This is a genomic window from Shinella lacus, assembly GCF_010994755.1.
Classification (GTDB): Bacteria; Pseudomonadota; Alphaproteobacteria; order Rhizobiales; family Rhizobiaceae; genus Shinella; species Shinella lacus.
In genome coordinates this window covers 116,907-141,330 of record NZ_WHSB02000005.1, presented here as the reverse complement: position 1 = coordinate 141,330, position 24,424 = coordinate 116,907, and the positions used below count along the sequence as shown (strand labels likewise).

Genomic DNA, 24,424 nt, shown 5'->3' with positions numbered 1-24,424 from the left:
CCTATTGGCTCGCCCAGATGATGCGGGCGATCCAGTCTACCTCGTCCATGTCGAAATTGCGGTTTGGGTGCTCGGGATTGAGCGAGACGAGCTCGATCGTGCGCGGGCTCTGGCGGTGCAGCACCTTGGCCATGACCTCGCCTTCGCGGGTCTTCACTACGACGCGGTCGCCGCGGCGCACCTGCGCGCCGGGCTCGACGATCAGCACGTCACCGTCGCGGTAGAGCGGCATCATGCTGTCGCCCTGCACCTCCAGCGCATAGACGCCGGCCTTGCGTTCCGGCCCGGCGGGGAATTCGACCACGTCCCAGCCCTGGCCGGCGGGAAAGCCGCCATCGTCGAAAAAGCCGCCGGCGCCCGCCTGCGCGAAGCCGAGCAGCGGGATGGTGCCCGTCTGTGGCGGAAAGGCGCCCTGCGGCAGCGCGATATCGCGCGTGACGTCTGAGATCGTGAAGAACTCGTCGATCGAGGCGCCGGTCGCGTCGAGCACCTTGGCGATCGATTCCGTCGAGGGCCAGCGCTGGCGGCCGTCCACACCCTGTCGCTTTGATTTGTTGAAGGACGTGGGGTCGAGCCCGGCGCGGCGGGCAAGGCCGGACGGGGAGAGCCGGTTGCGCTCGGCGAGGGCGTCGATTGCCGCCCAGATCCGGTCGTGGGAGAACATGCTGAGAAACCCTGCCAAGGCGGCGGACCGGCACGCGCCGGTCCGATTACCCGGAAGCATAGCGAAGGACGTTTTCCGAGTAAAGAAAAAAGGATTATTTTCCTGTTTCATTTCCGGACGATTTTTCGGCCGCCCGCCGCCGCGCCACCACGCTTTCGCGCCAGATGGTGAAGATGCCCGCACCCACCACGATGGCCGAGCCGACGACCATGTTGAGGTTCAGCGTCTCTCCGAAGACGGTGACGCCGACGATCGCCGCCAGCACGACCTGGAGATAGGTGAGCGGCTGCACGGCCGCAGCATCGAGCAGGTCGTAGGCGCGGATCAGGAAATAGTGGCTCGACATGCCGGTGATGCAGACGATGCCCATCCAGATCCAGTCGACGGGAGCGAGATTGGTCCAGTAGAACGGGCCGATCAGCGAGATCGCCACGGCACCTGCGACGCCGATATAGAAGAAGCTTGTCGAAGCGCTGTCTTCGCGGCTGGCGAGGCGGGTCGCGATGACATAGATCGCGAACATCAGCGCCGAGAGGAGTGGCAGCAGCACGGTGAGGTCGAAGGCGACGCCGCCCGGATTGACGATGATCAGCACGCCGCAAAGGCCGACGCCGATCGCCGTCCAGCGCCGCCAGCCGACGCGCTCGCCGAGCAGCGGCATCGAGAGCAGTGCCACGAAGATCGGCCCGGAAGCCAGGATTGCCTGCGAGCGGGCGAGGCCGACGGTCGTAAAGGCGGTGATGGTGACGACGATCTGGAACGCGAGGATGGCGCCGCGCATGATCTGCAAAACCGGCCGTTTCGTCGCCGCTGCCGCCCGTAGCCCGCCCGGGCTGCGCGCGCCGAGCACGATGGCGAAGGCCGCGAACGCCCAGAAGCGTATCATGGCGATGAAGACCGGCGGATAGACGCTGCCGAGATGTTTCGAGATGGAGTCCTGCAGGCTGAAAATCAGGATGGCGAGCAGGGTGAAGACATAGCCGAGTCGTTTGGAGTCCATGTCCCGCGCATATACCCGTCACGCCCCGCTTGCACGCTGAAATTTGGCGCCCGGCGGACTTTTCGCGGCGGGTCGCGGGAGGTGCGTGGCAGGGTGGGAAAAATTTCCTTCAACCCGTGATTTTCAGCCACTTTCGCTGCAACGAACTGCGCGCTATCAAGGATTGCGCGGCTTCGTCGCGTTTTCGAGGTCCATCCCGTGCACAAGACCGTCACTTCCGGCATTTTGCTGACGTCCTTCGCCTATTTCCTGTTTTCTGTGCAGGATGCGTCGGTCAAATGGCTCGTCGCGGCGCTGCCGGTTTGGCAGATCCTTTTCGTGCGCAGCGTAACGATCTTCTCGCTCTGTCTTGCCTGGGGCGGTCGCCCGCTTCTGCGCAGCGCGCGCTATTCGCCGGTGCTGAAGCCACTCTTTTTGCGCAACCTGCTGCTCCTTGCCGCCTGGCTTTCCTACTACACCGCCGCGCGCGACCTCGGGCTCGCCGAGCTGACGACGCTCTACTATGCCTCGCCGATCGTCATGACGATCCTCTCGGTGCCGATCCTCGGCGAGAAGGTGCCGGGCTATCGCTGGCTTGCGGTGGCGACCGGCTTTGTCGGCGTGGTCATTGCCTGCGGCGTGGCGGTCAAGGGGCTCGAGCTGTCGCTGCCCGTGTATCTCGCCTTGCAGGCCGCCATCTTCTGGGCGATCGCGACGGTCCTGCTGCGCAAAACAGCGCTGCACGAGCGCACGCCGGTGCAGATGACCATATCGAGCGGCTTCTTCGTGTTCTACACGGCCCTCGCCATGCCCTTCGTCTGGCAGTCGATCTCGGCGACCGATATTGCGCTGATGGCGGGAACCGGCGTGGTAGCCGGCATCGGCCAGTTCGCGATGTTCGAGGGCATGCGACGGGCGCCCGTCTCGGTACTCGCCCCCTTCGAATATTCCTCGCTCGTCTGGGCCTTTGTGCTCGGTTATCTCATCTGGAGCGACGTGCCCGGCTCGAACGTTTTCGCCGGCGCCGCGCTGATCATTTCGGCCGGCATGATCATCATTGCCAGCGAACGCTTCGCCGGACGTTTCCGGGAACGTGTTTGAGCTGTTAAGTCGCGAAACAACCAAAAGATTCCCCTTGTACTTGGCGCCAGTCAGTTGCATGCAGGCCCTATAACGATATTGTCGCCGTCCTGTGGACGGCTCTAACCGGGGGGTGGAATGCCGATATCGAACGCCGCATTCGTGCGCTCGACGATTATCCTGCTCATCGCAGGCATGATTGCTTTGCTCGGCATCGTGGGCACGTCGCTTTTGCTCGGCAGCAAGGTGCAGGCCTATTTTGCCGAACTGATCGAGATCCGCGCGACGCGCAGCGCCGCCGCCGACCTTCTGTCCACCCTCAAGGACGCCGAAACCGGCCAGCGCGGCTTCGTCATCACGGGGGAAGCGGGTTTTCGCGCACCCTATGACGATGCGCTGAAAGCCGTTTCCGAGCGGCAGAAGTCGTTGGCGGAAAAGGCTGCGCGTTTCCCCGAATATGCTGCACGCATTCCCACAATCGATCGCCTCATCGCCGACAAGCTCGGCGAGCTTGCCGATACGGTGACGGCCATCCAGGAAGGTCGGTCGTCGGATGCCGTAGCCCAGGTCAAGACGGATCGCGGCCGCATCCTGATGGACCAGCTCCGCGACCAGCTCGGCAATATCATGGACGATGCCGACCGCCGCCTTCAGGAGGGCGTGGTCGATATGCTGTGGTCGGCCGGTGCGCTGCGGTGGACGACGATCATCGGTGCCATCGCCATCATCGGCGTCATGGGGGGCGCGGCCACGGTCGTTGCGCAATATACCCGCGACATCGTCGTTGCTCGGCGTGAAGTGGAGACGCTGAACGCCACGCTGGAAAGGCGTGTCGACGAGCGTACGGAAGAACTGATCCGCGCCAACCAGGAAGTCCAACGCTTCGCCTATATCGTCACGCACGACCTGCGCGCCCCGCTCGTCAACATCATGGGTTTCACCAGCGAGCTCCAGGCTTCGCTGTCCTCCATCCAGAACTACGTGCTCGCCGACGGCAAGGCGCCGAGCGAGGCCGACATCCTCGAAGCCCGCCGGGCGGCCTCCGAAGACCTGCCGGAAGCGATTGGCTTCATCCGTTCCTCCACCAAGAAGATGGACGGGTTGATCAACGCCATCCTGAAGATCTCGCGCGACGGCCGGCGGGAACTGCGGATCGAGCGGGTGGACCTGAAGGCCCTCGTCGAAGGGGGCGCTGCCGCGGTCAACCACCAGGTCAGCGAATCCGACGGCGAAGTTACCATCGACGGCAATCTGCCGACCGTCATTTCAGACCGGCTGTCGCTGGAGCAGGTGTTCGGCAACCTGTTCGACAACGCCATCAAGTACCAGTCGCCCGGCCGGCCGCTGCGCGTTTCCGTCAGCGCGCGCAATGGCGGCCGCGCCGGCTTCGTCATCGAATTCACCGACAACGGCCGCGGCATCGCGCCGGAAGACCACGAGCGGGTCTTCGAGCTGTTCCGCCGCTCCGGCACCCAGGACAAACCCGGCGAAGGCATTGGCCTTGCGCATGTGCGTTCACTGATGCGCAATCTTGGCGGTGATATCGTCATCCGATCGGAACTCGGGCAGGGGGCCACCTTCGTGCTGCGTCTGCCGCCCGATCTCAGCAAAGTAGTCAGGAGTATGCAGGCATGAACGGATTGGGCAAGGAAGTCACCATCGTCATGATCGAGGACGACGAGGGCCATGCGCGCCTCATCGAGAAGAACATTCGCCGCGCCGGCGTGCACAACGAGGTCGTGCCCTTCACGAACGGCACGGAAGCGCTCGATTTCGTGCTCGGCAAGGATCGCTCGGGTCTCGCCAGCGCCGGCCGGTTCCTGCTGATCCTGCTCGACCTCAACCTGCCGGACATGTCGGGCATCGACATCCTCCAGAAGATCAAGACGAACACCCACACCAAGCGCCTGCCGGTCGTCATCCTCACGACGACGGACGACGAGCGGGAAATCCAGCGCTGCTACGATCTCGGCGCCAATGTCTACATTACCAAGCCGGTCGAATATGAGAGCTTCGCGCATGCGATCCGCCAGCTCGGCCTGTTCTTCTCCGTCATCCAGATCCCCGAGACGCAGTAAATGAAGGAAGGTCCTGTCCGCATCCTCTATATCGACGACGACCCGATCCTCGCGCGGCTTGCCGAGCGGGCGCTCGGTCGTATCGGTTATACAGTGCTGCATGCGGAGGACCTGGAGCGCGGCCGCGAGCTGCTTGCCGAAGGCGATATCGATGCCGTCGTGCTCGATCACTTCCTGAAAGCCGGCACAGGCCTGTCCTTCCTAAAGGAGTTCGCCAATGCGCCGGGCGCGGTGCCGGTCGTCTATGTGACGGGTTCGAGCGACGCCCAGGTCGCCGTTGAGGCGCTGAAGGCCGGTGCGGCGGACTATGTCATCAAATCGGTCGGCGACGATTTCATCCCGCTGCTGGCCAATGCACTGGGCCAGGCGCTGGAAAATGCCGAGCTGAAGCGGGCGAAACTGAAGGCCGAGCTGGAGATCCGGCTCGCCAAGGAGCGCGCTGAGGTTCTACTCGCCGAGGTCAATCACCGCGTCGGCAATTCGCTGGCACTCGCCGCAGCCCTTATCCGGCTACAGATGTCGAGCGCCTCCGACGAGGCCGTCAGGCAGGCTCTTTCCGAGACGCAGGCCCGCATCACCGCCATCGCCGGCATCCATCGCCGGCTCTACACGTCGGAAGACGTGCGCCATGTCGATATGGGCGCCTACCTTTCGACGCTGCTGTCCGAGCTCGACACGTCCATGCAGGGCCAGGGCCGCAATGTCCGACTCAACCGCATGCTGGAGCCGCTGCACGTGCCAACCGACCGCGCCGTCTCGCTCGGCGTCATCGTCACGGAGCTCGTCACCAACGCCTTCAAATATGCCTATGGCGAAACGGGCGGCGAGGTGCGCGTCGGTTTCACCCGCCTCGATCCGGAAAATGCGCTGCTCTTCGTCGAGGACGACGGCATCGGCTGGCGCGGCGAAGGCCCGGTGCGCGGCACCGGCCTTGGTTCCAAGATCATCGGCGCCATGGCTTCCAGCCTCGGCGCCAAGCTCGCTTATGCCACCCGCCCGGTCGGCACGCGCGCAGAGCTGCTGGTGCAGATGGCCGAGGCCCCGCGCCCGGCGTGATCCCGGACGGCAAAAGACCCGGATGCAGGGGAACATCCGGGCCTTCGGGGAGGTCAGCGGGGGGCGCTTATTTGCAGATCTTGATCTTCTTGACGATCAGGTTGCCGTAGTAGTCGTAGGAATGGATCTTCTTGACGAAGCAATGCGGCTTGTAGCCGTAGCTGTAGTAGCCGGCCTGCGACGGGGCTGCGAAGGAAACAGCGGCGACGAGGGCGACGGTGGCGGAAACGATGATCTTGCGCATGGGGGTTTCTCCTGATCTCTGGTTGGGGATGAGCCTCTCTCATCCAGTGATCAGACTTTCCCACATTGCCCCGCCGCCCGCTGTTCCGGATGGAACAGGCTTTCGCCGTTGACGGTTTGCGCCTGCGACCTAGCTAGAAGGCTTTCATCGTCAAGGGAGCTTCAGGCATGGAAACGCAGGAACTCTATCGCGGTCGCCTCATCGACCATATCCAGCTCGTGGTGCGCGACCTGTCGGCAAGCCGCCGGTTCTACGAAGCAATCTTCGATGCGCTGAAAATTCCGATCGGCGGTGTCGGAGAGGATTTTTTCTGGGTGGACGAGTTCGTCGTCTCCAGCATCGACAGCGAGGCGGCAGCGGGCAAGCTGACCGGCCGCCACCACGTCGCCTTCCAGGCGGCCGACAACGCCATGGTCGAGGCCTTCCACCAGGCCGGCCTCGACGCCGGCGGCAAGGACAATGGCACCCCCGGCCTGCGGCCCTATCACCCCGGCTATTACGCCGCCTTCCTCATCGATCCCGACGGCAACAACATCGAGGCCGTGTACCACGGCGAGGCGAAGCGCAGCGCACCTTCGATTAAGATCACCTTCTAGGGCGCGCTGCTTCTGCTTCGAGCGGTCAGTCCAGTGTCATGAAAGGGGAAGGCGGCTCAGGCCGCCTTCTTCTCCTGCGGTGCGAAACGGCTGTAGAAGGTCTCGCCCTTGGCGGCCATGTCCTTCAGCAGCGGTGTCGGCTGGAAGTGGCTGCCGTAGCTGGCGGCGAGCTTTTCGCAGAGCGCGACGAAGGTTTTGACACTCATGCCGTCGATATAGGACAGCGTGCCGCCGGTATAGGGCGCAAAGCCGAAGCCGAGGATGGAGCCGACATCGGCCTCGCGCGGATCGGTGACGATGCCTTCTTCCATGGTGCGCGCCGCTTCCAACGCGATAGTAACGAGCAGGCGCTCCTCCAGCACCTTCACGTCCACATCGTCCGCCTTCTGCTGCGGGTAGAGCGCCTTCAGGCCCGGCCACAGCTTCTTCTTGGCGGGCTTCGGCGGGTAGTCGTAAAAGCCCTTGCCGGCCTTGCGGCCGAGGCGGCCTTCGCCCTCCACCAGCTTCGTCACGAGGTCCAGGTGGCGCGGATCGACAGCCTTCTCGCCGAGATCGGCGATGGCGGCCTTGAAGACCTTGTAGGAGAGATCGACGGCCACTTCGTCGTTCAGCGACAGCGGGCCGACCGGCATGCCGGCCATCTTGGCGGCATTCTCGATCATCGCCGCCGGCACGCCTTCGATCAGCATGTCATAGGCTTCCGCCATGTAGCGGAAGACGCAGCGGTTGACGTAGAAGCCGCGCGTGTCGTTGACGACGATCGGCGTCTTCTTGATGGCCGCGACATAGTCAAGCGCGGTTGCAAGCGCCTTGTCGCCCGTCTCCTTGCCGAGGATGACTTCCACCAGCATCATCTTGTCGACCGGCGAGAAGAAGTGGATGCCGATAAACTGGTCGGGGCGCTTGGAGTTCTTGGCAAGCCCGGTGATCGGCAGCGTCGAGGTGTTGGAAGCGAGGATCGCATCCTCCTTCAACACGGCCTCGATCTTCTCGGTGACTTCCTTCTTGACGGTGCGGTCCTCGAAGACTGCTTCGATGACGAGGTCGGCATCGGCGAGGTCGGCATCGGCGAGGTTGGCATAGTCCGGAGTCGGCGTGATGAGGGAAAGCAGCTTCTCGCCGTCTTCCTTCGACATGCGGCCCTTGCCGACGGCGCCGGCAACAAGGCCTTCCGAGACGGTCTTGCCCTTGTCGGCCGCTTCCTGGTCGCGGTCGACCAGCACGACCGGAATGCCGGCAGCGGCCGTCACATAGGCGATCGACGCGCCCATGAAGCCGGCGCCGATGACGGCGACCTTCCTGAACTCCGCCTTCGGCACGCCCGCCGGTCGGCGCGCGCCCTTGCCGAGCTCCTGCATGGAAATGAACAGCGACCGGATCATCGAAAAGGCTTCGGTCGTCTGGAGGATATGGGTGAAGTAGCGCTGCTCGATCTTCAGCCCCGTCTCGAAGGGCACTTGCAGGCCCTCATAGACGCACTTCAGGATGGCGAGCGCACCCGGATAGTTGCCCGCGGTCTCGCGGCGCAGGATCGCAGGTGCTGCCGGCCAGAGCTGCGCCGAAGCCGGCGTCCAGATGCCGCCGCCGGGCACCTTGAAACCCTTCTCGTCCCACGGCTGCACCGGCTTCAGGCCGTCCTTGATCATCTGCCTGGCGGCCGGGATCAACTGGTCGGGCTCGACAACCTGATGCAGCAGGTTCATCGCCTTGGCACGCGCAGCCGTCAGCGAGGAGCCCGTCGTCATCATCTGGAGCGCGTCCTGCGCATTGGCAAGCCGCGGTACGCGCTGGGTGCCGCCGGCGCCCGGGAAGATGCCGACCTTGACTTCCGGCAGCGCGATCTTGACCGACTTGGCGTTCGAGGCGACGCGCCCATGGCAGGCAAGCGACATCTCGAAGGCGCCGCCCATGCAGGTGCCGTTGATGGCGGAGACCCACGGCTTGCCGCAGGTTTCGAGCTTGCGGAACAGCCAGGTCATGCGGCCGGTGGCTTCAAACAGTTTTTCGACGGCGGTGGCCGGATCCTTCGCCTGCGCATCCTTCAACAGGTCGAAGCTCGCCTTGATCATGGAAAGGTCGGCGCCGCCGGAGAAGGAGGATTTGCCCGACGTGATGACCACGCCCTTGACGGCGCCGTCGGCCACGACCTGGTCGATGATCTTGTCCAGCTCGTCCATCACCTCGATGGTGAAGACGTTCATCGACTTGTCGGGCATGTCCCAGGTGACCAGAGCAATGCCGTCGGCGTCGGTCTCGATGGTGAAGTTCGTGTAGCTCATGTCTTCCTCCCGAAATCAGACGCGTTCGATGATCGTCGCGGTGCCCATGCCGGCGCCGATGCAGAGCGTGACGAGGGCGGTGTTGAGGTCGCGGCGTTCCAGCTCGTCGAGCACGGTGCCGAGGATCATCGCGCCGGTGGCGCCGAGCGGGTGGCCCATGGCGATCGCGCCGCCGTTGACGTTGATCCGGTCATGCGGGATGTCGAAAGCCTGCATGTAGCGCAGCACCACGGCGGCGAAGGCTTCGTTGAGTTCGAAGAGGTCGATGTTGGCGAGCTGCATGCCGCTGCGGGCGAGCAGCTTTTCCGTGACGTCGACCGGGCCGGTCAGCATCAGCGCCGGGTCGGAGCCGATATTGGCGAAGGCCTTGATGCGGCCGCGCGCTTTCTTGCCGAGGATGTTTCCACCTTCCTTCGAGCCGAGCAGCACGGCGGCGGCGCCGTCGACGATGCCGGAGGAATTGCCGGCATGGTGCACGTAGGTGATGCCTTCGATTTCCGGATGGGCCTGGATGGCGACGGCTTCGAAGCCGCCCATCTCGCCGGGCATCTGGAAGGACGGGTTGAGCGAGGCGAGCGCCTGCATGTCGGTCCCGGGGCGCATATGCTCGTCATGGGCGAGGATCGTCAGGCCGTTGATATCCTTCACCGGCACGACGGAATTCTTGAAATAGCCGTTCTGCCAGGCATGCGCGGCGCGCTTCTGGCTCTCGACGGCATAGGCGTCGACGTCGTCGCGGGAGAAGCCGTATTTGGTGGCGATGAGATCAGCCGAGACGCCCTGCGGCATGAAGTAGGCCGGGAAGTTGACGGAGGGGTCCATGAACCAGGAGCCGCCCGACATGCCGAGCCCGACGCGCGACATGCTCTCGACGCCGCCGGCAATGACGATATCGTCCGCACCCTGCGCAATCTTCGCCGCCCCGAAATTCACGGCGTCGAGGCCGGAGGCGCAGAAGCGCGAGATCTGCATGCCGGGCGCCTTGGTCGAATAGCCGGCCTCGAAGGCGGCGGCCTTCGGGATGACGGAGCCCGCATCCATCACCGGATCGACGCAGCCCATGACGATGTCGTCAACCTTGGCGGTATCCAGCCCGTTGCGGTCGCGCACCGCTTCCAGCACCTTGGCGGCAAGGCGGACGGACGGCACTTCGTGCAGCGAGCCGTCCTTCTTGCCCCGCCCGCGCGGCGTGCGCACATGATCGTAGATGAAGACGTCGGTCATTGGTCTCTTCTCCCTAGCGGCGCCGGGCGCCGTCAAACTCGCAATGGGTCGCCTGATTCTTCGAGGCTAGAACGCTTCGGCCGCCAATTCCATCGTCGTGTCGGCGCCGGCCTCGATGCGGGTCTTGCGCAGCGCCGTTTCCGGCATCAGGCGTTCCATGAAGAACTTTGCGGTGATCAGCTTGTTCTTCAAGAAGTCCGCGCGCTCGCCGGCACCTGCCGCAAGGCCATCCTCGGCAGCCTTGGCGATCTTCGCCCACATATAGCCGACGGTGACGAGGCCGAAGAGGTGCATGTAGTCGGTCGAGCCGGCACCGGCATTGTCGGGCTTGGCCATGGCATTCTGCATGAACCACATGGTTCCGGCCTGGAGGTCGTTCAAGCCCTTCTTGAGGTGCTTGGTGAAGAAGGCGAGCTTCTCGTCATTGCGGTTTTCCTCGCAGAAATCGCCGATTTCCTTAAAGAGCGCCATGACGGCGCGCCCGCCATTCATGCCGAGCTTGCGGCCGACGAGGTCGAGCGCCTGGATGCCGTTGGCGCCCTCGTAGATCATGGCGATGCGCGCATCGCGCACATACTGGCTCATGCCGTGCTCTTCGATATAGCCGTGGCCGCCGAAGACCTGCTGAGCCATGACGGCGTGGTCGAAACCCTTGTCGGTGAGCACGCCCTTGAGGATGGGCGTCATCAGGCCGAGGATGTCGTCGGCGGCCTGGCGTTCCTTCTCGTCTGCCGAGCGGTGGGCGATGTCGGACTTCAGCGCCGTCCATAGCGTGAAGGCGCGGCCGCCCTCGGTCCAGGCCTTGATGGTCATCAGCGTGCGGCGGATGTCCGGGTGCACGATGAGCGGATCGGCCTTGCCGTTCGGGTTCTTCACGCCGGAGAGCGAGCGGCCCTGCAGGCGCTCGCGGGCATAGTTGGCGGCGTTCTGGTAGGCGATCTCGGCAATCGACAGGCCCTGTAGGCCGACACCGAGGCGGGCCTCGTTCATCATGACGAACATGGCGTTGAGCCCCTTGTTCTCCGCGCCGATGAGGAAGCCCGTCGCCTCGTCATAGTTCATGACGCAGGTGGCGTTGCCGTGGATGCCCATCTTGTGTTCGATCGCGCCGCAGGAAACGCCGTTCTTCGTGCCCGGCGTGCCGTCATCCTTGAGGATGAATTTCGGCACAATGAAGAGCGAAATGCCCTTGGTGCCCTCCGGTGCGCCCTCAATGCGGGCGAGCACGAGGTGCACGATGTTCTCTGACATGTCGTGGTCGCCGGCGGAGATAAAAATCTTCTGGCCGGAAATCCGGTAGGAACCGTCGGCCTGCGGCACGGCCTTGGTGCGGAGCAGGCCGAGGTCGGTGCCGCAATGGGGCTCGGTCAGGTTCATCGTGCCGGTCCAGGTGCCTTCCACCATCTTCGGCAGGTAGGCGGCCTTCTGTTCGTCGGAGCCGTGCACGAGGATCGCGGCGATCGCGCCCTGCGTCAGGCCGGGATACATGGTGAGCGCCATGTTGGCCGACGACATATATTCGCCGACGGCGGTGTGCAGCACGTAGGGCAGGCCCTGGCCGCCGAATTCTTCCGGAACCGCAAGGCCGATCCAGCCGCCCTGGCGGTAGAGGTCGTAGGCCTGCTTGAAACCCTTCGGCGTTTTGACGGTCGCGTCGTCGTTGCGCGTGCAGCCTTCCTGGTCGCCGGAAAGGTTGACCGGGAACAGCACCTCTTCCGCCACCTTCGCGGCCTCGCCGGCAATCGCCTCGACCATGTCCCCCGTCGCGTCGGCAAAGCCGGGCAGGTTGTTGTACCGCTCCAGCGCCAGAACGTCGTTCAGGATGAAAAGCGTGTCATTCACGGGGGCCTTGTAGATCGGCATCTTTTGCGTTCCTCACCTATCCCACGGACATGAGTCCGGTCCTTGGCAAGGGATACTATAAAACTTTGACGTTTGCGTAAACGTCAAAACGCAAGGGCGTGGAATTTTTCGCCGGAGAGGGATGGGAGAGGAGGGGAGACGCTGCGCCCACGACGCCCGCTGCTGTGCCGCAACCGGTCGCCTTTCCTCCCGAACGCCATTCTATGAGCAAATCGTTAAAAAATTTCCGCGATGATTAACCCCTTGTTTACCACGTTTCGTGAATTGTGGCGCTTGAGGGCGTGGGATCGGGAATCAATTCGTTTCCCTCTGTGCATTCCGGGCGGCAGGCCGGGGATAGACAGGGACGATACTGTTTCCGACGGCTGACGGCGGCGGGCGAAGGCCCGTACCGGAGTGGAAATAAAAGGGCGCAGCCGGGGCGGCAGTGCCTTCTAGGGTATCTCCCGGCAGGCTGGATGGCCGCCAAAGCGAGGCGAAAGATGAACGGATCGCGAAACCCGCAACGTCACGGCGAAAGATCCTCGCTCGATGCGCTCAATCGCACCATCGAGGGGCTCGAAGCCCGTATTGAGGGCCTGATGGCGAACGGCCGCGAGGCGCGTGGGCGGACGGACGAGCGGCTCGCGCCGCGCAGCGAAACCGCCCGCTACGAGCCGGCGCGCAACATTCCCCTGCGCGACGATCCGGTCTCCGAGATCATGCAGCGCCAGCGCGCCATCGAAGGCACGCGCGAGCGCGTCGTGCCCCGCATGGAGCGCCGCCCCGTTTCCAGCGATCATTATGCCGCCGCCCAGCAGGCGCACACCGCCTATGGCACCTCCAACGCCGGTTATGCCGCTGCCGCCGCACCGGCGCGCGCGGAAGGGTCTGTCGAGGACATCGCCAAGGCGCTCGTTTCGCTCCGCCAGGATCTGAAGAAGGACATCGCCGACGGGCTGGAGCGCGAGATGCAGTCGCTGCGCTCGGAAATCCGCGGCATCCGCCAGGTGGCCGAAGGCCGCAATGGCAATGACGATGTGCGCGAAGAGCTGCTGCGTCTTTCCACCGGCATCAACCAGCTCGGCCGCCAGTCCGGCCAGACCGACGGGCTGCGCGTCGAGTTCGACGAGCTGCGCTCCGTGCTCGACGGTCTTGCCCGCGAGGATTCCGTGCGCCGCATGGAAGACCGCTGGAGCGGTGTCGAGCAGAAGCTGACCATTTTCGACCAGACGCGGGACGACGAACTGGTGGCGCTTGCCTACCGGCTCGACGAGCTGAAGACCCAGATCGGCGGCCTCAGCGCCACGCCGGCCATCCATGCGCTGGAAGGCAAGCTGGAGACGATCGCCCGCGCCATCGACATGCTGGCCCGCCAGTCCCAGCCGGATGACGGCCGTTTCGTCTCCGCCGTCACCTCGCAGTTCGAGGGACTGGATACGCGCCTCGACGAGATCAGCCGGGCGATTGCCGCCGCCGGCCGCATGCAGCAGGCCTCCGTCACCGACAATCCGATGATGCAGCGCCTCGAAGGCCGCATCGCCGATCTCGCCGGCCAGCTCGACATGATCGCCCGCCGCCCGGCCCCGGTGGCGCCGGAGCAGGGCCTCGGCCTGCGCATCGAGGCGCTGGCGAGCCGCATCGAGGAAATGTCGAACGAGCGCGCAGCCCTTCGCCTGGAAGAGCGCATCGAGCAGCTTTCGCTGATGCTGGAGCAGAGCCAGCAGGCCGCACCCGCCCAGACCCAGGACAACGAAGAGCTCGCCTATTACCTCTCCGACATTTCCCGCAAGATCGACGCGCTCGACCAGGGCAGCGTCACCGGCGAGCTGGCCGAGCGGCTGGACGCACTCGCCCGCCGCATCGACGGCCTCGACGCGCCCGTCGGCAGCCCGTTCCAGGAAGACCGCTTCAACCATATCGAGGGCCGTCTTTCGGCAATCGCCGACCGGCTGGACGCGACCCGCACGGCGCCCGTCGGCGACCATGAGGCGCTGCGCGGCCTGGAAGCCCAGATCGCCCATCTCTCCACGCTGATCAGCACGCCGTCGACCGCCGCCGTGCCCGTCGAGGTCGAGAACCGCCTCGCGACGATCGAAGACTACATGGCGACCAACGACGAATATATCGTCGAGGCGGCCCGCCAGGCGGCGGAAGCCGTGATGGAAGCCTATCGCCATGCCGGCCCGGCTGCGGCCGCCTCGACCGATATGGAAGCGATCGCCGCCCTTGCCGACGACCTGCGCGTGCTCGAAGAGCTGACCCGCTCCAGCGAGGAGCGCACCGCGCGCACCTTCGATGCCCTGCACGACACGCTGGTGCAGATCGCCGGCCGCCTCGAACAGCTCGACGCCCCGCGCGAAAATTTCGGCCGCCGCGAGAGCCCGATGCCGCGCGCCGAAATGCCCGCCATGGCTATGGACATGGACCGCGGCAACGAGCGCGCCTCCAGCCAGTACGGTAACGACTACCCTTTTGACGATGACGGCTTCGGCGCAGGCGAGACCCACAGGGCCGAAGTCGCGGAGCCGCGCGAGGAAGAATCCCGCTTCGCCGAGATCGAGGTCGAGACCATTCCGGTTCCCGAGCGGCCGGAGCCTGTCGAGGCGATCGCGGAAGAGACCGTGGCCCTTGCCGTCGAGCAGACGGCGGAAGCCCAGAAGAAGGTTGGCTTGCTGGCCGGCCTGAAGCGCCGCTTCAAGCCGGGTCGCAAGGAGGCCGCTCCCGTCGTCGAGCGCCGCCAGATCGACCCGACGCCCTCGATCGACCCCACCGACGAACTGGCACCGGAAGAGGCGAACCAGCTGCTGGAGCCCGGCTCCGGCGTGCCGGACGTGCGCCGCATTCTGGAGCGCGTGCGCGCCGGCCAGGCCTCGGGCAATCGCACGGCAACGGCCGGCGAAGGCGACCGGGTGGCAGCGCAGATCGCCGCCGCCCGCCGCGCCGCAAAGGTTGCCGCCGAGGAAGCCGACACGATTTCCCGCGTTGCCCCGGCCAAGAAGTCGGACAAGGTCGCCAAGGGCGATGCGCCCGCCTCCGCGCTGTCGCGCCACCGCCGGCCGATCCTGCTTGCCGTCGGCGCCATTCTGCTGGTGATCATGTCCTATCCGCTGGTCAGCACGCTGGTGACCGGCGACGAGGCCCCGGTCGTCGTCGAGCAGACGGCGATCAACACGAACGAAGCCGCGCCGGTCGACACGGTGACGGGCACGGGCGAAGCCGTGACGGCGAACACCGCCGCCTCACCGGTTGCCGGTGAGGAGACCGTAACGGAGTCCACCGGCGACAGCGCCGTGACGGAGCCCACGGGCGACGCTGCCCTGACAGATCCCGCTCCCGTCGAGGATGCCGAGGAACGCGGCCTTGCCGGCACGGACAACGACCTGGTCATCGAATCGCCTTCGACGGAGACCTCCGCGACGGGCTCCGACGCCCTGACCGCTCCGGCGACGACCGACGACGCTGCCACCGCAGGCTTCGAGCCGGTGACGACGCCGGAAGCCGAGCCGCTTGCTGAAGAAAAGGACACGACGGCCGCCACCGCGACCGCGCCGCTAGACCAGACCCAGACGGCGGCGATCGTCGTTCCGGAAGCCATCACCCCGGCCTCGCTTTCCAAGGCTGCGACCGAGGGCGACGCGCTGGCGCTGTTCGAGATCGGCGCGCGCTACACGGAAGGCCGCGGCGTCGCGACGGATCTGGCGGAAGCCGCCCGCTGGTACGAACTTGCCGCCGCCCGCGGTTTTGCCCCGGCCGAATACCGCCTCGCCAACCTTTATGAAAAGGGCCAGGGCGTGGAGCGCGACCTCGCGCGTGCCCGCGAACTCTACGAAATCGCGGCCAATAAGGGCAATGCGAGCGCCATGCACAACCTCGCCGTCCTGCTCGCCACCGGCATGGGCACGGCGCAGCCGGACTTCGACGGTGCCGCAAAGTGGTTCCAGAAGGCATCCGAGCTCGGCGTCCGCGACAGCCAGTTCAACCTGGCGATCCTCTATGCGCGCGGCAACGGCGTGAAGCAGGACCTGGAAGAATCCTACAAGTGGTTCGCCATCGCCGCCCGCGACGGCGACAACGATGCGGCGCAGAAGCGTGACGAGGTGGTGAACGCCATGCGCCCCGAGCAGCTTTCGAGCGCCAAGGCCAAGATGGAACTGTGGAAGCCGCAGCCGCTGGACGAGAAGACCAACTCGGCCGACCTGCCGGATGAATGGGTCGGCAAGCCGACCAAGACCGCCAGCGTCGACATGAAGAAGGCGATCCGCAACATTCAGGCGATCCTCAACAACAACGGCTTCAAGGCCGGCGCGCCGGATGGCGAGATGGGCAAGAAAACGGTCGCCGCCATCAAGGCCTTCCAGAAGTCCGTTGGCCAGAAGGAAACCGGCGAGATCGATGACGCGCTGGTGACGGAACTGCTGAAGCGCAACAAGCAGCCGAGCTGATCGGCTAATCGGCTACTAATCGCCGGAGAACCTGGTTCTCCGGCTTTGACCATACCTGCAGGCATGACAGTCGCCACAGCACCGCGTGTCGTTAATGATACGCAAAGGTCGCTGTGGCATTTTGTATGCGCTGCACGTCTCATCCTTAAATCGGCCCTGATTTCAGGAATTATGCAGTAGAAAAATTACGTGTCGCTCCAAGATGATACGCGTCGCTGAGACGTCTTATCATGGAGGACGGCAACGTGACCGATCCTTGTGTGATGCAAGGTGCGACCGGCCGATGGAGGGGGCCTCCCTTCCCGCGGCGCGGCGTTTCCGTGTATCCGCAGCCTGGCCGGACGAGGAAACTCGGCGGCGGGCAGAACAGGTGAAGCGACTGCTGGATAAATCCGCGCGTGCGGGAAAAAATATTGCCGATCGGGGTATCGTTGTGACTGTCTATCTGCCCATCGCAGAGCTCTCGGTGAACATCTTCATCATTCTCGGCATGGGTGCGGCCGTCGGCTTCCTGTCCGGCATGTTCGGCGTCGGCGGCGGCTTTCTGATCACGCCGCTCCTGATCTTCTACAACATCCCCCCGATCGTCGCCGTCGCGACAGGCGCCAACCAGGTCGTCGCCTCCTCGATTTCCGGTGCGCTCTCGCATTTTAGGCGCGGCACGCTCGACGTGAAGCTCGGCTCGGTGCTGCTGGTCGGCGGTCTTGCGGGCGCCACCGCGGGCATATGGGTCTTCTCGATCCTGCGCAGCATCGGCCAGCTCGATCTCGTCATTTCGCTGCTCTACGTGGTCCTGCTCGGCACCGTCGGCACGCTGATGCTGCTCGAAAGCATCCGGGCGCTGCGCCGCGCGGCGAACAACCAGCCCGTCTCGCTGCGCCGGCCGGGTCAGCACAGCTGGGTGCATCGCCTGCCGCTGAAGATGCGCTTCAAGAAGTCGAAGATCTATCTGAGCGTCATTCCGGTCATAGGCCTCGGCTTCGGCATCGGCATCCTCACCTCCATCATGGGTGTCGGCGGCGGCTTCATCATGGTGCCGGCCATGATCTACCTGCTGCGCATCCCGACAAACGTCGTCGTCGGCACTTCGCTGTTCCAGATCATCTTCGTGACGGCCTACACGACCATCGTGCAGGCGACGACGAACTATTCCGTCGATATCGTACTGGCATTCATCCTGATGGTGGCGGGCGTGATCGGCGCGCAATATGGCGTGCGCGTCGGCCAGAAGCTGCGCGGCGAACAGCTGCGCGCCCTGCTGGCGCTGCTGGTTCTCGCCGTCGGCGCCCGCCTTGCCGTCGATCTCGTCGCCACGCCCGCCGATATCTATTCCGTCGTCAGCGAGGGGGTCTATCGATGAGAGCCCTCTTCGCCCTTCTCTTCGCCCTCGGCCTTGCCTTTCCGGCCGCAGCCCAGGTGCTGGAAGACCCGCCGGTGGAATTCCCCGAAAAGCTGGAAATCGGCATCTCGACCGACGAGATCGCGATCTCCTCGGATTTCCGCGGTGCCGACCTCACGATCTTCGGCGCCATCGAAGGCTACGACCCGGCGCTGCTCACCCAGCGCAAATACGATATCGTCGTGGCGCTGGAAGGGCCGAAGGACAACAACACGGTGCGCATCAAGGAGCGCATCTTCGGCATCTGGGTCAACCGCCGCTCGATGACCTTCGAGCTCGTGCCGGAATCCTATTCGCTGTCGAGCACGCGCGATGTCGAGACGATCGCCGAACCCGCCATGCTGAACGGCGTGGGCGTCGGCATCCAGCATATCCGCCTTTCGCCGGTCGGCTTCCTTGGCGACGGCAGCAACATCACCGAGTTCCGCGAGGCCTTCCGCAGGCTCAAGGAAAGCGGCGGTTTCTACCAGCGTGATCCGGGCGGCGTGCAGTTCATCAGCGCGAGCCTGTTCAAGGCGACGGTGAAGCTGCCGGCAAGCGTGCCGAACGGCACCCACGTCGTGCGTGCCCACCTTTTCCGCGACGGCGTCTTCATCGCCGAAAAGGCGCTGCCGCTGCGCGTGATGAAGACCGGCATCGAGCAGATGATCTCGAATGCCGCCTATAACAATTCGCTCGCCTACGGTGCCTTCTCCGTTTTCCTCGCCCTCATCACGGGCTGGCTTGCAAGCGTCGTCTTCCGCAAGGATTGATCAGCAGGCGGCTGCGGTCAGCCGCCGTGCCACGGTCGCCTCATAGGCGGCCTGCAACTCGCCGAACACCGAGCGGGCCGGGCGTGGTGCCCCAAGATGGATGGCGCGCAGTTCCTCCATGAAGTCGTCCCAAAGCGCAGGACCGCCGTCTTCCAGCAGTTCGGCCCGGATCGACAGTTCTTCCGTCACCGGCAGGAAGCGCCGGCCCCAAGCGCCCATCATGGCGAAGACCGGCACCAGCGCGATGCCCATCTCCGTCAGGCTGTAGAGCGATTTCTGCTTGTGGCTCGGATCGTCCGCCTTGCTGATCAGGCCTTCCTCGACCAGCCGGCGCAGCCGGTCCGCCAGGATGTTGGAGGCGATGCCTTCGTCGGATTTCGTCAGCAACTCGCGAAAGTGGCGGCGGTTGCCGAACATCATGTCGCGCAGCACAATCAGGCTCCAGCGGTCGCCCAGGATTTCGAGCGTCAGGTTGATCGGGCAACCCGAGCGGCGGGCATCTTTCATGCGATTCTCCAAAAACTGCTTGCATAGTACAATCAGTTTCGCTATCCATCAACCAGTTGCAAATCGCAACCGGTTAAGTTTCACGCGGCTCATGCCGCAAGGGAGGACGGAAAGATGGCAAAGGTAATCGTCTGGAATCTCGTAACGCTCGACGGCTTCTTCGAGGGCGAGAAGAAATGGGACCTCGACTTCCACAACAGGGCCTGGGGGCCGGAACTGGAAAAGCTCAGCAGCGAATTCGGCGAGAGCGCCGGCCTGCTCGTCTTCGGCCGCGTGACCTATGAGGGCATGAAGGCCTACTGGACGACGGCGGAGGGCGAGGCCGAGGTGAAAAACTATATGAACGCGCTGCCGAAGCTCGTCGCCTCGCGCACCATCACGGCCTCCGACTGGAACAACACCGAGGTGACGGCCGACATCGTCGGCGAGATCACCCAGCGCAAGCAGGCGCTCGACAAGACGATCTACATCTTCGGCAGCGCCGACCTGGTGAATTCGCTCCTGAAAGCCGGGCTCGTCGACGAGGTTATGCTGGCGATCGTGCCGGTGCAGCTCGGCAAGGGCACGCCGTTCTTCAAGGACGGTGCGCGGCGCGATTTCGACCTGATCGAGGCCAAGACGCTTTCCAACGGCGCGATCCTGACGCGCTATGCGCCGGCCGCGGCTTGAGACCGATAACCATTTCTTGAAGAGATGTGTTGAAACAAATCATGGTGCCGACCCCTTCGGACGTTAAGGGCGGATTGCGGATGCGCGATCCGCCGTCTCGTTGCGATCGAACCCAAGGGAAACAGCCATGCGAACGACCTCTCTTCTTGCCGGAACCATGCTCGCCGTAACCCTCCTTTCCGCCCCGGCCTTCGCCCAGACGGCGGAGACCGAGGAGGCCAACGCGCCGGACCAGACCCCGGCCTTCGAAAACCAGACCCGCGCAGCCCTTCCCGCCGCGGTGCCGCAGATCAGTGTCGATGTCGTGGCGGAAGGCCTGCCGCAGCTCTGGGCGATGGAGTTCCTGCCGGACGGCCGCATCCTGGTGACGACGAAGGAAGGCGCCATGCATGTGGTCTCGCAGGAGAACGGTGAGGCGAGCCCGCCGATCGAGGGCGTGCCGGCGGTGATGTCGGAAGGGCAGGGCGGTCTGCTCGATGTGGCGCTGGCGCCGGATTTCGAAAGCTCCAACCGCATCTACTTCTCCTTCTCCGAACCGCGCGACGGCGGCAACGGCACGTCGGTCGCCGCGGCTGAGCTGACGGAGGAGGACGGCAAGCTCGCGCTGAAGGACGTCAAGGTCATCTTCCAGCAGATGCCGACCTATGACGGCGACAAGCATTTTGGCTCGCGGCTCGCCTTCGGGCCGGAAGGCCAGCTTTATGTGACGGTGGGCGAGCGCTCGGACCGCGAGACCCGCGTCGGCGCGCAGGATCTCGACAAGGGGTTCGGCAAGGTTTTCCGCATCGATGCGGACGGCAAGGCGCTCGCCGACAATCCCTTCGTCGGCACGGACGGCGCGCTGCCGGAAATCTGGAGCTACGGCCACCGCAACCTGCAATCCGCCGCGCTGGATAGCCAGGGCCGGCTCTGGACCGTCGAGCACGGGCCGAAGGGCGGCGACGAGCTGAATCGCCCGGAAGCAGGCAAGAACTACGGCTGGCCGAAGGTGACCTACGGCATCGAATATAGCGGCGGCCCGGTCGGCGAGGGCATCACCACGCTGCAAGGCACCGAGCAGCCCGTCTATTACTGGGACCCGGTGATCGGCCCCTCCGGCATGGCCTTCTACAATGGCGATGCCATTCCGGAATGGAAGGGCGCATTCCTCATCGGAGGCCTCGTCAGCCAGGGTCTCGTCGTGCTGCATATGGATGGCGACAGGGTGCGCAACGAGGAGCGCGTGGCCCTCGACGCCCGCATCCGCGACGTCAAGGTCGGACCCGACGGCACGGTCTTTGCCATCACCGAGCAGCGCGGCGGCGAATCGACGATCATCCGGCTGGTGAAGGCGAGCTAGCCGATCAGGTTGGCAAAACGCACCGAATAGATGCGGTCGCGGCCGAGCATGTGGGCGACGAGGCTTGGCCGGTCGAAGAGGCCGGTCATCGCCTTGTGGCGGAGATCGAGACCGCCGGTCATGATGCCGAAGGCGGGCATCAGCATGCGCTTGCCATCGGTCGCAAAACAGGGGCGGCGCACCGCCTTCTCGCGGCGAATGACGGTGGCGGCCGGATGCAGGTGCCCGGCGATCTCGCCGGCCGGCGAAAGCAGCGACGGCTCGTGGCGGAAGGCGAGGCCGGCATAATGCAGTTCGTCGGCCGATTGGCCGGGCAGGTCCACGGTGCCGTCCGGATCATGGTTGCCGTTGATCCAGATCCAGTCGCGCCCGCGCGCGAGCTCCGTTATCTTCGTGCGGAACATCTCCGGCAGGTGGGCGGAACCGACGCGATCGTGAAAATTGTCGCCGAGGCTGACGACAATCGCCGGATCGTGCCGGGTGATCACGGCTTCCAGCACCTTCAGCGTCGCCAGCGTATCGTAGGGCGGCAGCAGCATGCCGCGGCGAGCAAAGGCGGCGCCTTTTTCGAGATGCAGGTCGGAGACGACGAGCAGGCGGGTTTCCGGCAGGTAAAGCGCGCCGAGCGGATCGCACACCGCCTCGACGCCGGCAACGACGGTGCGGGCCGAGACGGCACCGAAATCCTGTATCTCCATCGATGCCAGAGCGAGCCTCTGCATGCCGTCTTGAACCCTTAAATCTGTGTCTCGCCCATCGCCTCGGCGATCAGGTCCTCCGCCGCTTCCGCCAGCAGTGAATCCTGCGCCTCGCCCGCCACCAGTTCCTTGCCGATTTCCAGCATGATCGGCACGGCGAGCGGCGAAATGCGGTCGAGCCGGCGGTGGGTGATGTGGCCCTTGATTCGCACCAGCATATCGCCCAATCGCTGAATATCCAAAAGCCCCGCCGCGGCATCGTTGCGGGTCGCTTCCAGCAGGATGTGATCCGGCTCGTGGCTTCTCAAGACGTCGTAGATCAGGTCGGCGGAAACGGTGACCTGCCGGCCGGTCTTTTCCTTGCCCGGATGGCGCTGCTCGATAAGGCCGGCAATCACGGCGCAATTGCGGAAGGTGCGCTTCAGCATGAAGCTTTCATCGAGCCAGGCCTCCAGATCGTCGCCCAGCATGTCCTCGTCGAACAGGCTTGAAAGCGACGGCCGTTCGACGGCAAACGTATAGCCGAGATCGTCGAGCGCCCAGATGGCGAGCGAATAGTCGGTGGCGACGAAGCCGAGCGGTCGCCGGCCGGCGCGCTCCAGCCGGCGGGTGAGCAGCATGCCGAGCGTCTGGTGCGCCAGCCGTCCCTCGAAGGGATAGGCGACCATGTAATGCCGGCTGCCGCGCGGAAAGGTCTCGATCAACAGCTCGTCGCGCTTCGGCAGGGTGGAGACGTCCCGTTGCAGCGCCAGCCAGTCGCGCACCTGGTCCGGAAGCGCGCCCCAGCGCTGCGGATCGTCCAGCATGCTGCGCACCTGGTCGGCGAGATAGGTGGAGAGCGGGAATTTCCCGCCCGCATAGGCGGGCACCTTCGCATCGAGCGAGAAGGCCTGGGAGACGAGACATTCGTTCTCGCGGATGCCCTCGAAGCGCAGCACCTTGCCGGAGAACAGGAAGGTGTCGCCGGGCGCCAGCATCTCCAGAAAATACTCTTCCACCTTGCCGAGCGACGCGCCGCCACGGCCGACCACGCCCTTTGCGCCACGCTTGACCATGCGAACGTTCAGCATCGGCATTTCGACGATCGTGCCGAGGTTCAGGCGATATTGCTGGGCGACCCCAGGGTTGGAGACGCGCCACAGCCCGTCCGCCGTCTTGCGTATGCGGGCATACCGCTCATAGGTCTTCAGCGCATACCCGCCGGTCGCGACGAACTGCACGATGCGGCCGAATTTTTCCCGCGGCAGCTCGGTATAGGGCGAGGCGGAGGTGACTTCGGCAAACAGCGCGTCCTCGTCGAAGGGCCCGGCGCAGGCCATGCCGAGCACATGCTGGGCGAGCACGTCGAGCGCGCCTTGCCCCACCGGCGGCGTATCCTGCGCGCCGAGATAATTGGCGTCGAGGGCCGCCTGGCATTCCATCACCTCGAAGCGGTTGGCGGGCACCAGGATGGCGCGGCTCGGCTCGTCCATGCGATGGTTGGCGCGGCCGATGCGCTGCGCCAGCCGCGAGGCGCCCTTCGGCGCGCCGACATGGATGACGAGATCGACGTCGCCCCAGTCGATGCCGAGATCGAGCGTCGAGGTGGCGACGACGGCGCGCAGCCGGTTCTCCGCCATCGCGGCCTCCACCCGGCGGCGCTGGCCGACATCGAGCGAGCCATGATGCAGCGCGATGGGCAGCGTGTCCTCGTTGATGTTCCAGAGCGCCTGGAAGAGGATTTCCGCCTGGCTGCGCGTGTTGACGAAGAGCAGCGACGTCTGGTGCGCCTTGATCGCCTCGTAGACCTCCGGCATGGCATATTTCGCCGAATGGCCGGACCACGGCACCCGCTCCTCGCTCTTCAGGATGGTGATGATCGGCTTCGCCCCGCCCGGTGCCGTGACGAGGCCGGCATGGTTTTGCTGCTCCGATGCCTGCTCGACCAGCCAGCGGCGCAGGTCCATCGGCTCGGCGACGGTGGCCGAAAGTCCGATGGTGCGAAGCCCCGGCGCCAGCCGCCGCAGCCGCGCGAGGCCGAGCGACAGCAGGTGGCCGCGTTTGGAGGTGACGAGCGAATGCAGCTCGTCGAAGATCACGTATTTCAGGTCCTTGAAGAAGCGCTCCGCCTCGCCATTGGCGATCAGCAGCGCCACCTGCTCGGGCGTGGTCAGCAGGATGTCGGGCGGGTTCAACCGCTGGCGCTGGCGCTTGGCCTGCGGCGTGTCGCCGGTGCGCGTCTCGACCAAAATCGGCAGGCCCATCTCGGAAACCGGCTTCATCAGGTTGCGCTCGATATCGACGGCGAGCGCCTTCAAGGGCGAGATGTAGAGCGTGTGGATGCCGGTGAAGGCGGAGCCGGGCGGGATTTTCCCGCGCCGCGTGAGATCGGTCAGCGCGGGAAGAAAACCAGCAAGCGTCTTGCCGGCACCGGTCGGCGCGATGAGAAGCAGGCTTTCGCCGGCCGTGGCGCGGGCGAGCAGTTCCATCTGGTGCGCGCGTGGCTGCCAGCCCTTGGCCGCGAACCAGTCGGCGAAGGGTTTTGGCAGCAGGGCAAGGCCGGCGGCGGTTTCGCCAGAGATAGAATCGAAGCT

General features: G+C 64.9%; 19 protein-coding genes. 10 read left to right on the top strand and 9 right to left on the bottom strand.

Annotation, left to right across the window (positions count from 1 at the left end):
* Position 1: 1 nt before the first annotated feature.
* Together GB927_RS15100 and GB927_RS15095 are read right to left on the bottom strand one after the other, a co-directional pair.
* Positions 2–664, bottom strand: coding sequence for a S24 family peptidase (locus GB927_RS15100; protein ID WP_256117968.1), 663 nt, complete (start codon positions 662–664; stop codon positions 2–4).
* A gap of 94 nt (positions 665–758) precedes the next feature.
* Positions 759–1,664, bottom strand: coding sequence for a DMT family transporter (locus GB927_RS15095; RefSeq protein WP_256117967.1), 906 nt, complete (start codon positions 1,662–1,664; stop codon positions 759–761).
* Between the two features lie 198 nt (positions 1,665–1,862).
* Between GB927_RS15095 and GB927_RS15090 the strand changes: the two genes are divergently transcribed.
* The 4 genes from GB927_RS15090 to GB927_RS15075 all read left to right on the top strand — a co-directional run bounded on the left by GB927_RS15090 (position 1,863) and on the right by GB927_RS15075 (position 5,857).
* Positions 1,863–2,744, top strand: a complete 882-nt coding sequence (locus GB927_RS15090; protein WP_256117965.1) for a DMT family transporter — start codon at positions 1,863–1,865, stop codon at positions 2,742–2,744.
* Positions 2,745–2,861: 117 nt separating this feature from the next.
* Entirely contained in the window at positions 2,862–4,358 is a 1,497-nt protein-coding gene (locus tag GB927_RS15085) for a sensor histidine kinase (protein ID WP_256117963.1), read from the top strand.
* Positions 4,355–4,801, top strand: coding sequence for a response regulator (locus GB927_RS15080; protein ID WP_069060116.1), 447 nt, complete (start codon positions 4,355–4,357; stop codon positions 4,799–4,801). Before GB927_RS15085 ends, GB927_RS15080 begins: the two co-directional genes overlap by 4 nt.
* Complete coding sequence (locus GB927_RS15075; RefSeq protein WP_256117962.1) at positions 4,802–5,857, top strand: sensor histidine kinase; 1,056 nt, start codon at positions 4,802–4,804, stop codon at positions 5,855–5,857.
* Positions 5,858–5,924: 67 nt separating this feature from the next.
* Here GB927_RS15075 and GB927_RS15070 read toward each other — a convergent pair whose 3' ends face one another.
* On the bottom strand, positions 5,925–6,101 hold the full coding sequence (locus tag GB927_RS15070) for a hypothetical protein (protein WP_256117961.1): 177 nt from the start codon (positions 6,099–6,101) through the stop codon (positions 5,925–5,927).
* 167 nt (positions 6,102–6,268) lie between these two features.
* On the opposite strand from GB927_RS15070, the gene GB927_RS15065 reads away from it, so the two are divergent.
* Positions 6,269–6,697 (top strand): VOC family protein, encoded by a 429-nt coding sequence (locus tag GB927_RS15065; RefSeq protein WP_256117960.1) that lies wholly within the window; start codon positions 6,269–6,271, stop codon positions 6,695–6,697.
* Positions 6,698–6,753: 56 nt separating this feature from the next.
* Here GB927_RS15065 and GB927_RS15060 read toward each other — a convergent pair whose 3' ends face one another.
* The 3 genes from GB927_RS15060 to GB927_RS15050 all read right to left on the bottom strand — a co-directional run bounded on the left by GB927_RS15060 (position 6,754) and on the right by GB927_RS15050 (position 12,063).
* Positions 6,754–8,976 (bottom strand): FAD-dependent oxidoreductase, encoded by a 2,223-nt coding sequence (locus GB927_RS15060; protein ID WP_256117958.1) that lies wholly within the window; start codon positions 8,974–8,976, stop codon positions 6,754–6,756.
* A gap of 15 nt (positions 8,977–8,991) precedes the next feature.
* Entirely contained in the window at positions 8,992–10,200 is a 1,209-nt protein-coding gene (locus GB927_RS15055; RefSeq protein WP_256117956.1) for an acetyl-CoA C-acetyltransferase, read from the bottom strand.
* A gap of 66 nt (positions 10,201–10,266) precedes the next feature.
* The gene (locus tag GB927_RS15050; protein WP_256117955.1) at positions 10,267–12,063 is read right to left on the bottom strand and encodes an acyl-CoA dehydrogenase C-terminal domain-containing protein; all 1,797 of its coding nucleotides are present in this window, start codon (positions 12,061–12,063) and stop codon (positions 10,267–10,269) included.
* Between the two features lie 482 nt (positions 12,064–12,545).
* Here GB927_RS15050 and GB927_RS15045 point away from each other — a divergent pair, with 482 nt between their 5' ends.
* The 3 genes from GB927_RS15045 to GB927_RS15035 all read left to right on the top strand — a co-directional run bounded on the left by GB927_RS15045 (position 12,546) and on the right by GB927_RS15035 (position 18,638).
* Positions 12,546–16,487 carry a peptidoglycan-binding protein gene (locus tag GB927_RS15045; protein ID WP_256117954.1) on the top strand — a complete coding sequence of 1,314 codons (3,942 nt, stop codon included), beginning with the start codon at positions 12,546–12,548 and terminating at the stop codon, positions 16,485–16,487.
* Positions 16,488–16,920: 433 nt separating this feature from the next.
* On the top strand, positions 16,921–17,847 hold the full coding sequence (locus GB927_RS15040) for a sulfite exporter TauE/SafE family protein (RefSeq protein WP_256117953.1): 927 nt from the start codon (positions 16,921–16,923) through the stop codon (positions 17,845–17,847).
* Positions 17,844–18,638: a TIGR02186 family protein gene (locus GB927_RS15035; RefSeq protein ID WP_256117952.1), complete on the top strand. Its 795-nt coding sequence runs from the start codon at positions 17,844–17,846 to the stop codon at positions 18,636–18,638. Before GB927_RS15040 ends, GB927_RS15035 begins: the two co-directional genes overlap by 4 nt.
* Here GB927_RS15035 and GB927_RS15030 read toward each other — a convergent pair whose 3' ends face one another.
* Entirely contained in the window at positions 18,639–19,145 is a 507-nt protein-coding gene (locus GB927_RS15030) for a winged helix-turn-helix transcriptional regulator (protein ID WP_256117951.1), read from the bottom strand.
* 114 nt (positions 19,146–19,259) lie between these two features.
* Between GB927_RS15030 and GB927_RS15025 the strand changes: the two genes are divergently transcribed.
* Positions 19,260–19,814 carry a dihydrofolate reductase family protein gene (locus GB927_RS15025; RefSeq protein WP_256117948.1) on the top strand — a complete coding sequence of 185 codons (555 nt, stop codon included), beginning with the start codon at positions 19,260–19,262 and terminating at the stop codon, positions 19,812–19,814.
* Positions 19,815–19,941: 127 nt separating this feature from the next.
* Complete coding sequence (locus tag GB927_RS15020) at positions 19,942–21,153, top strand: PQQ-dependent sugar dehydrogenase (RefSeq protein ID WP_256117947.1); 1,212 nt, start codon at positions 19,942–19,944, stop codon at positions 21,151–21,153.
* On the opposite strand, the gene pdeM is transcribed toward GB927_RS15020, so the two are convergent.
* Positions 21,150–21,875: a ligase-associated DNA damage response endonuclease PdeM gene (gene pdeM / locus GB927_RS15015; protein ID WP_256117946.1), complete on the bottom strand. Its 726-nt coding sequence runs from the start codon at positions 21,873–21,875 to the stop codon at positions 21,150–21,152. The two genes, GB927_RS15020 and pdeM, sit on opposite strands and share 4 nt — an antisense overlap.
* A gap of 14 nt (positions 21,876–21,889) precedes the next feature.
* A complete protein-coding gene (locus GB927_RS15010; RefSeq protein WP_256118347.1) occupies positions 21,890–24,412 on the bottom strand; it encodes a ligase-associated DNA damage response DEXH box helicase in 2,523 nt (840 codons plus the stop codon).
* Positions 24,413–24,424 lie beyond the last annotated feature (12 nt).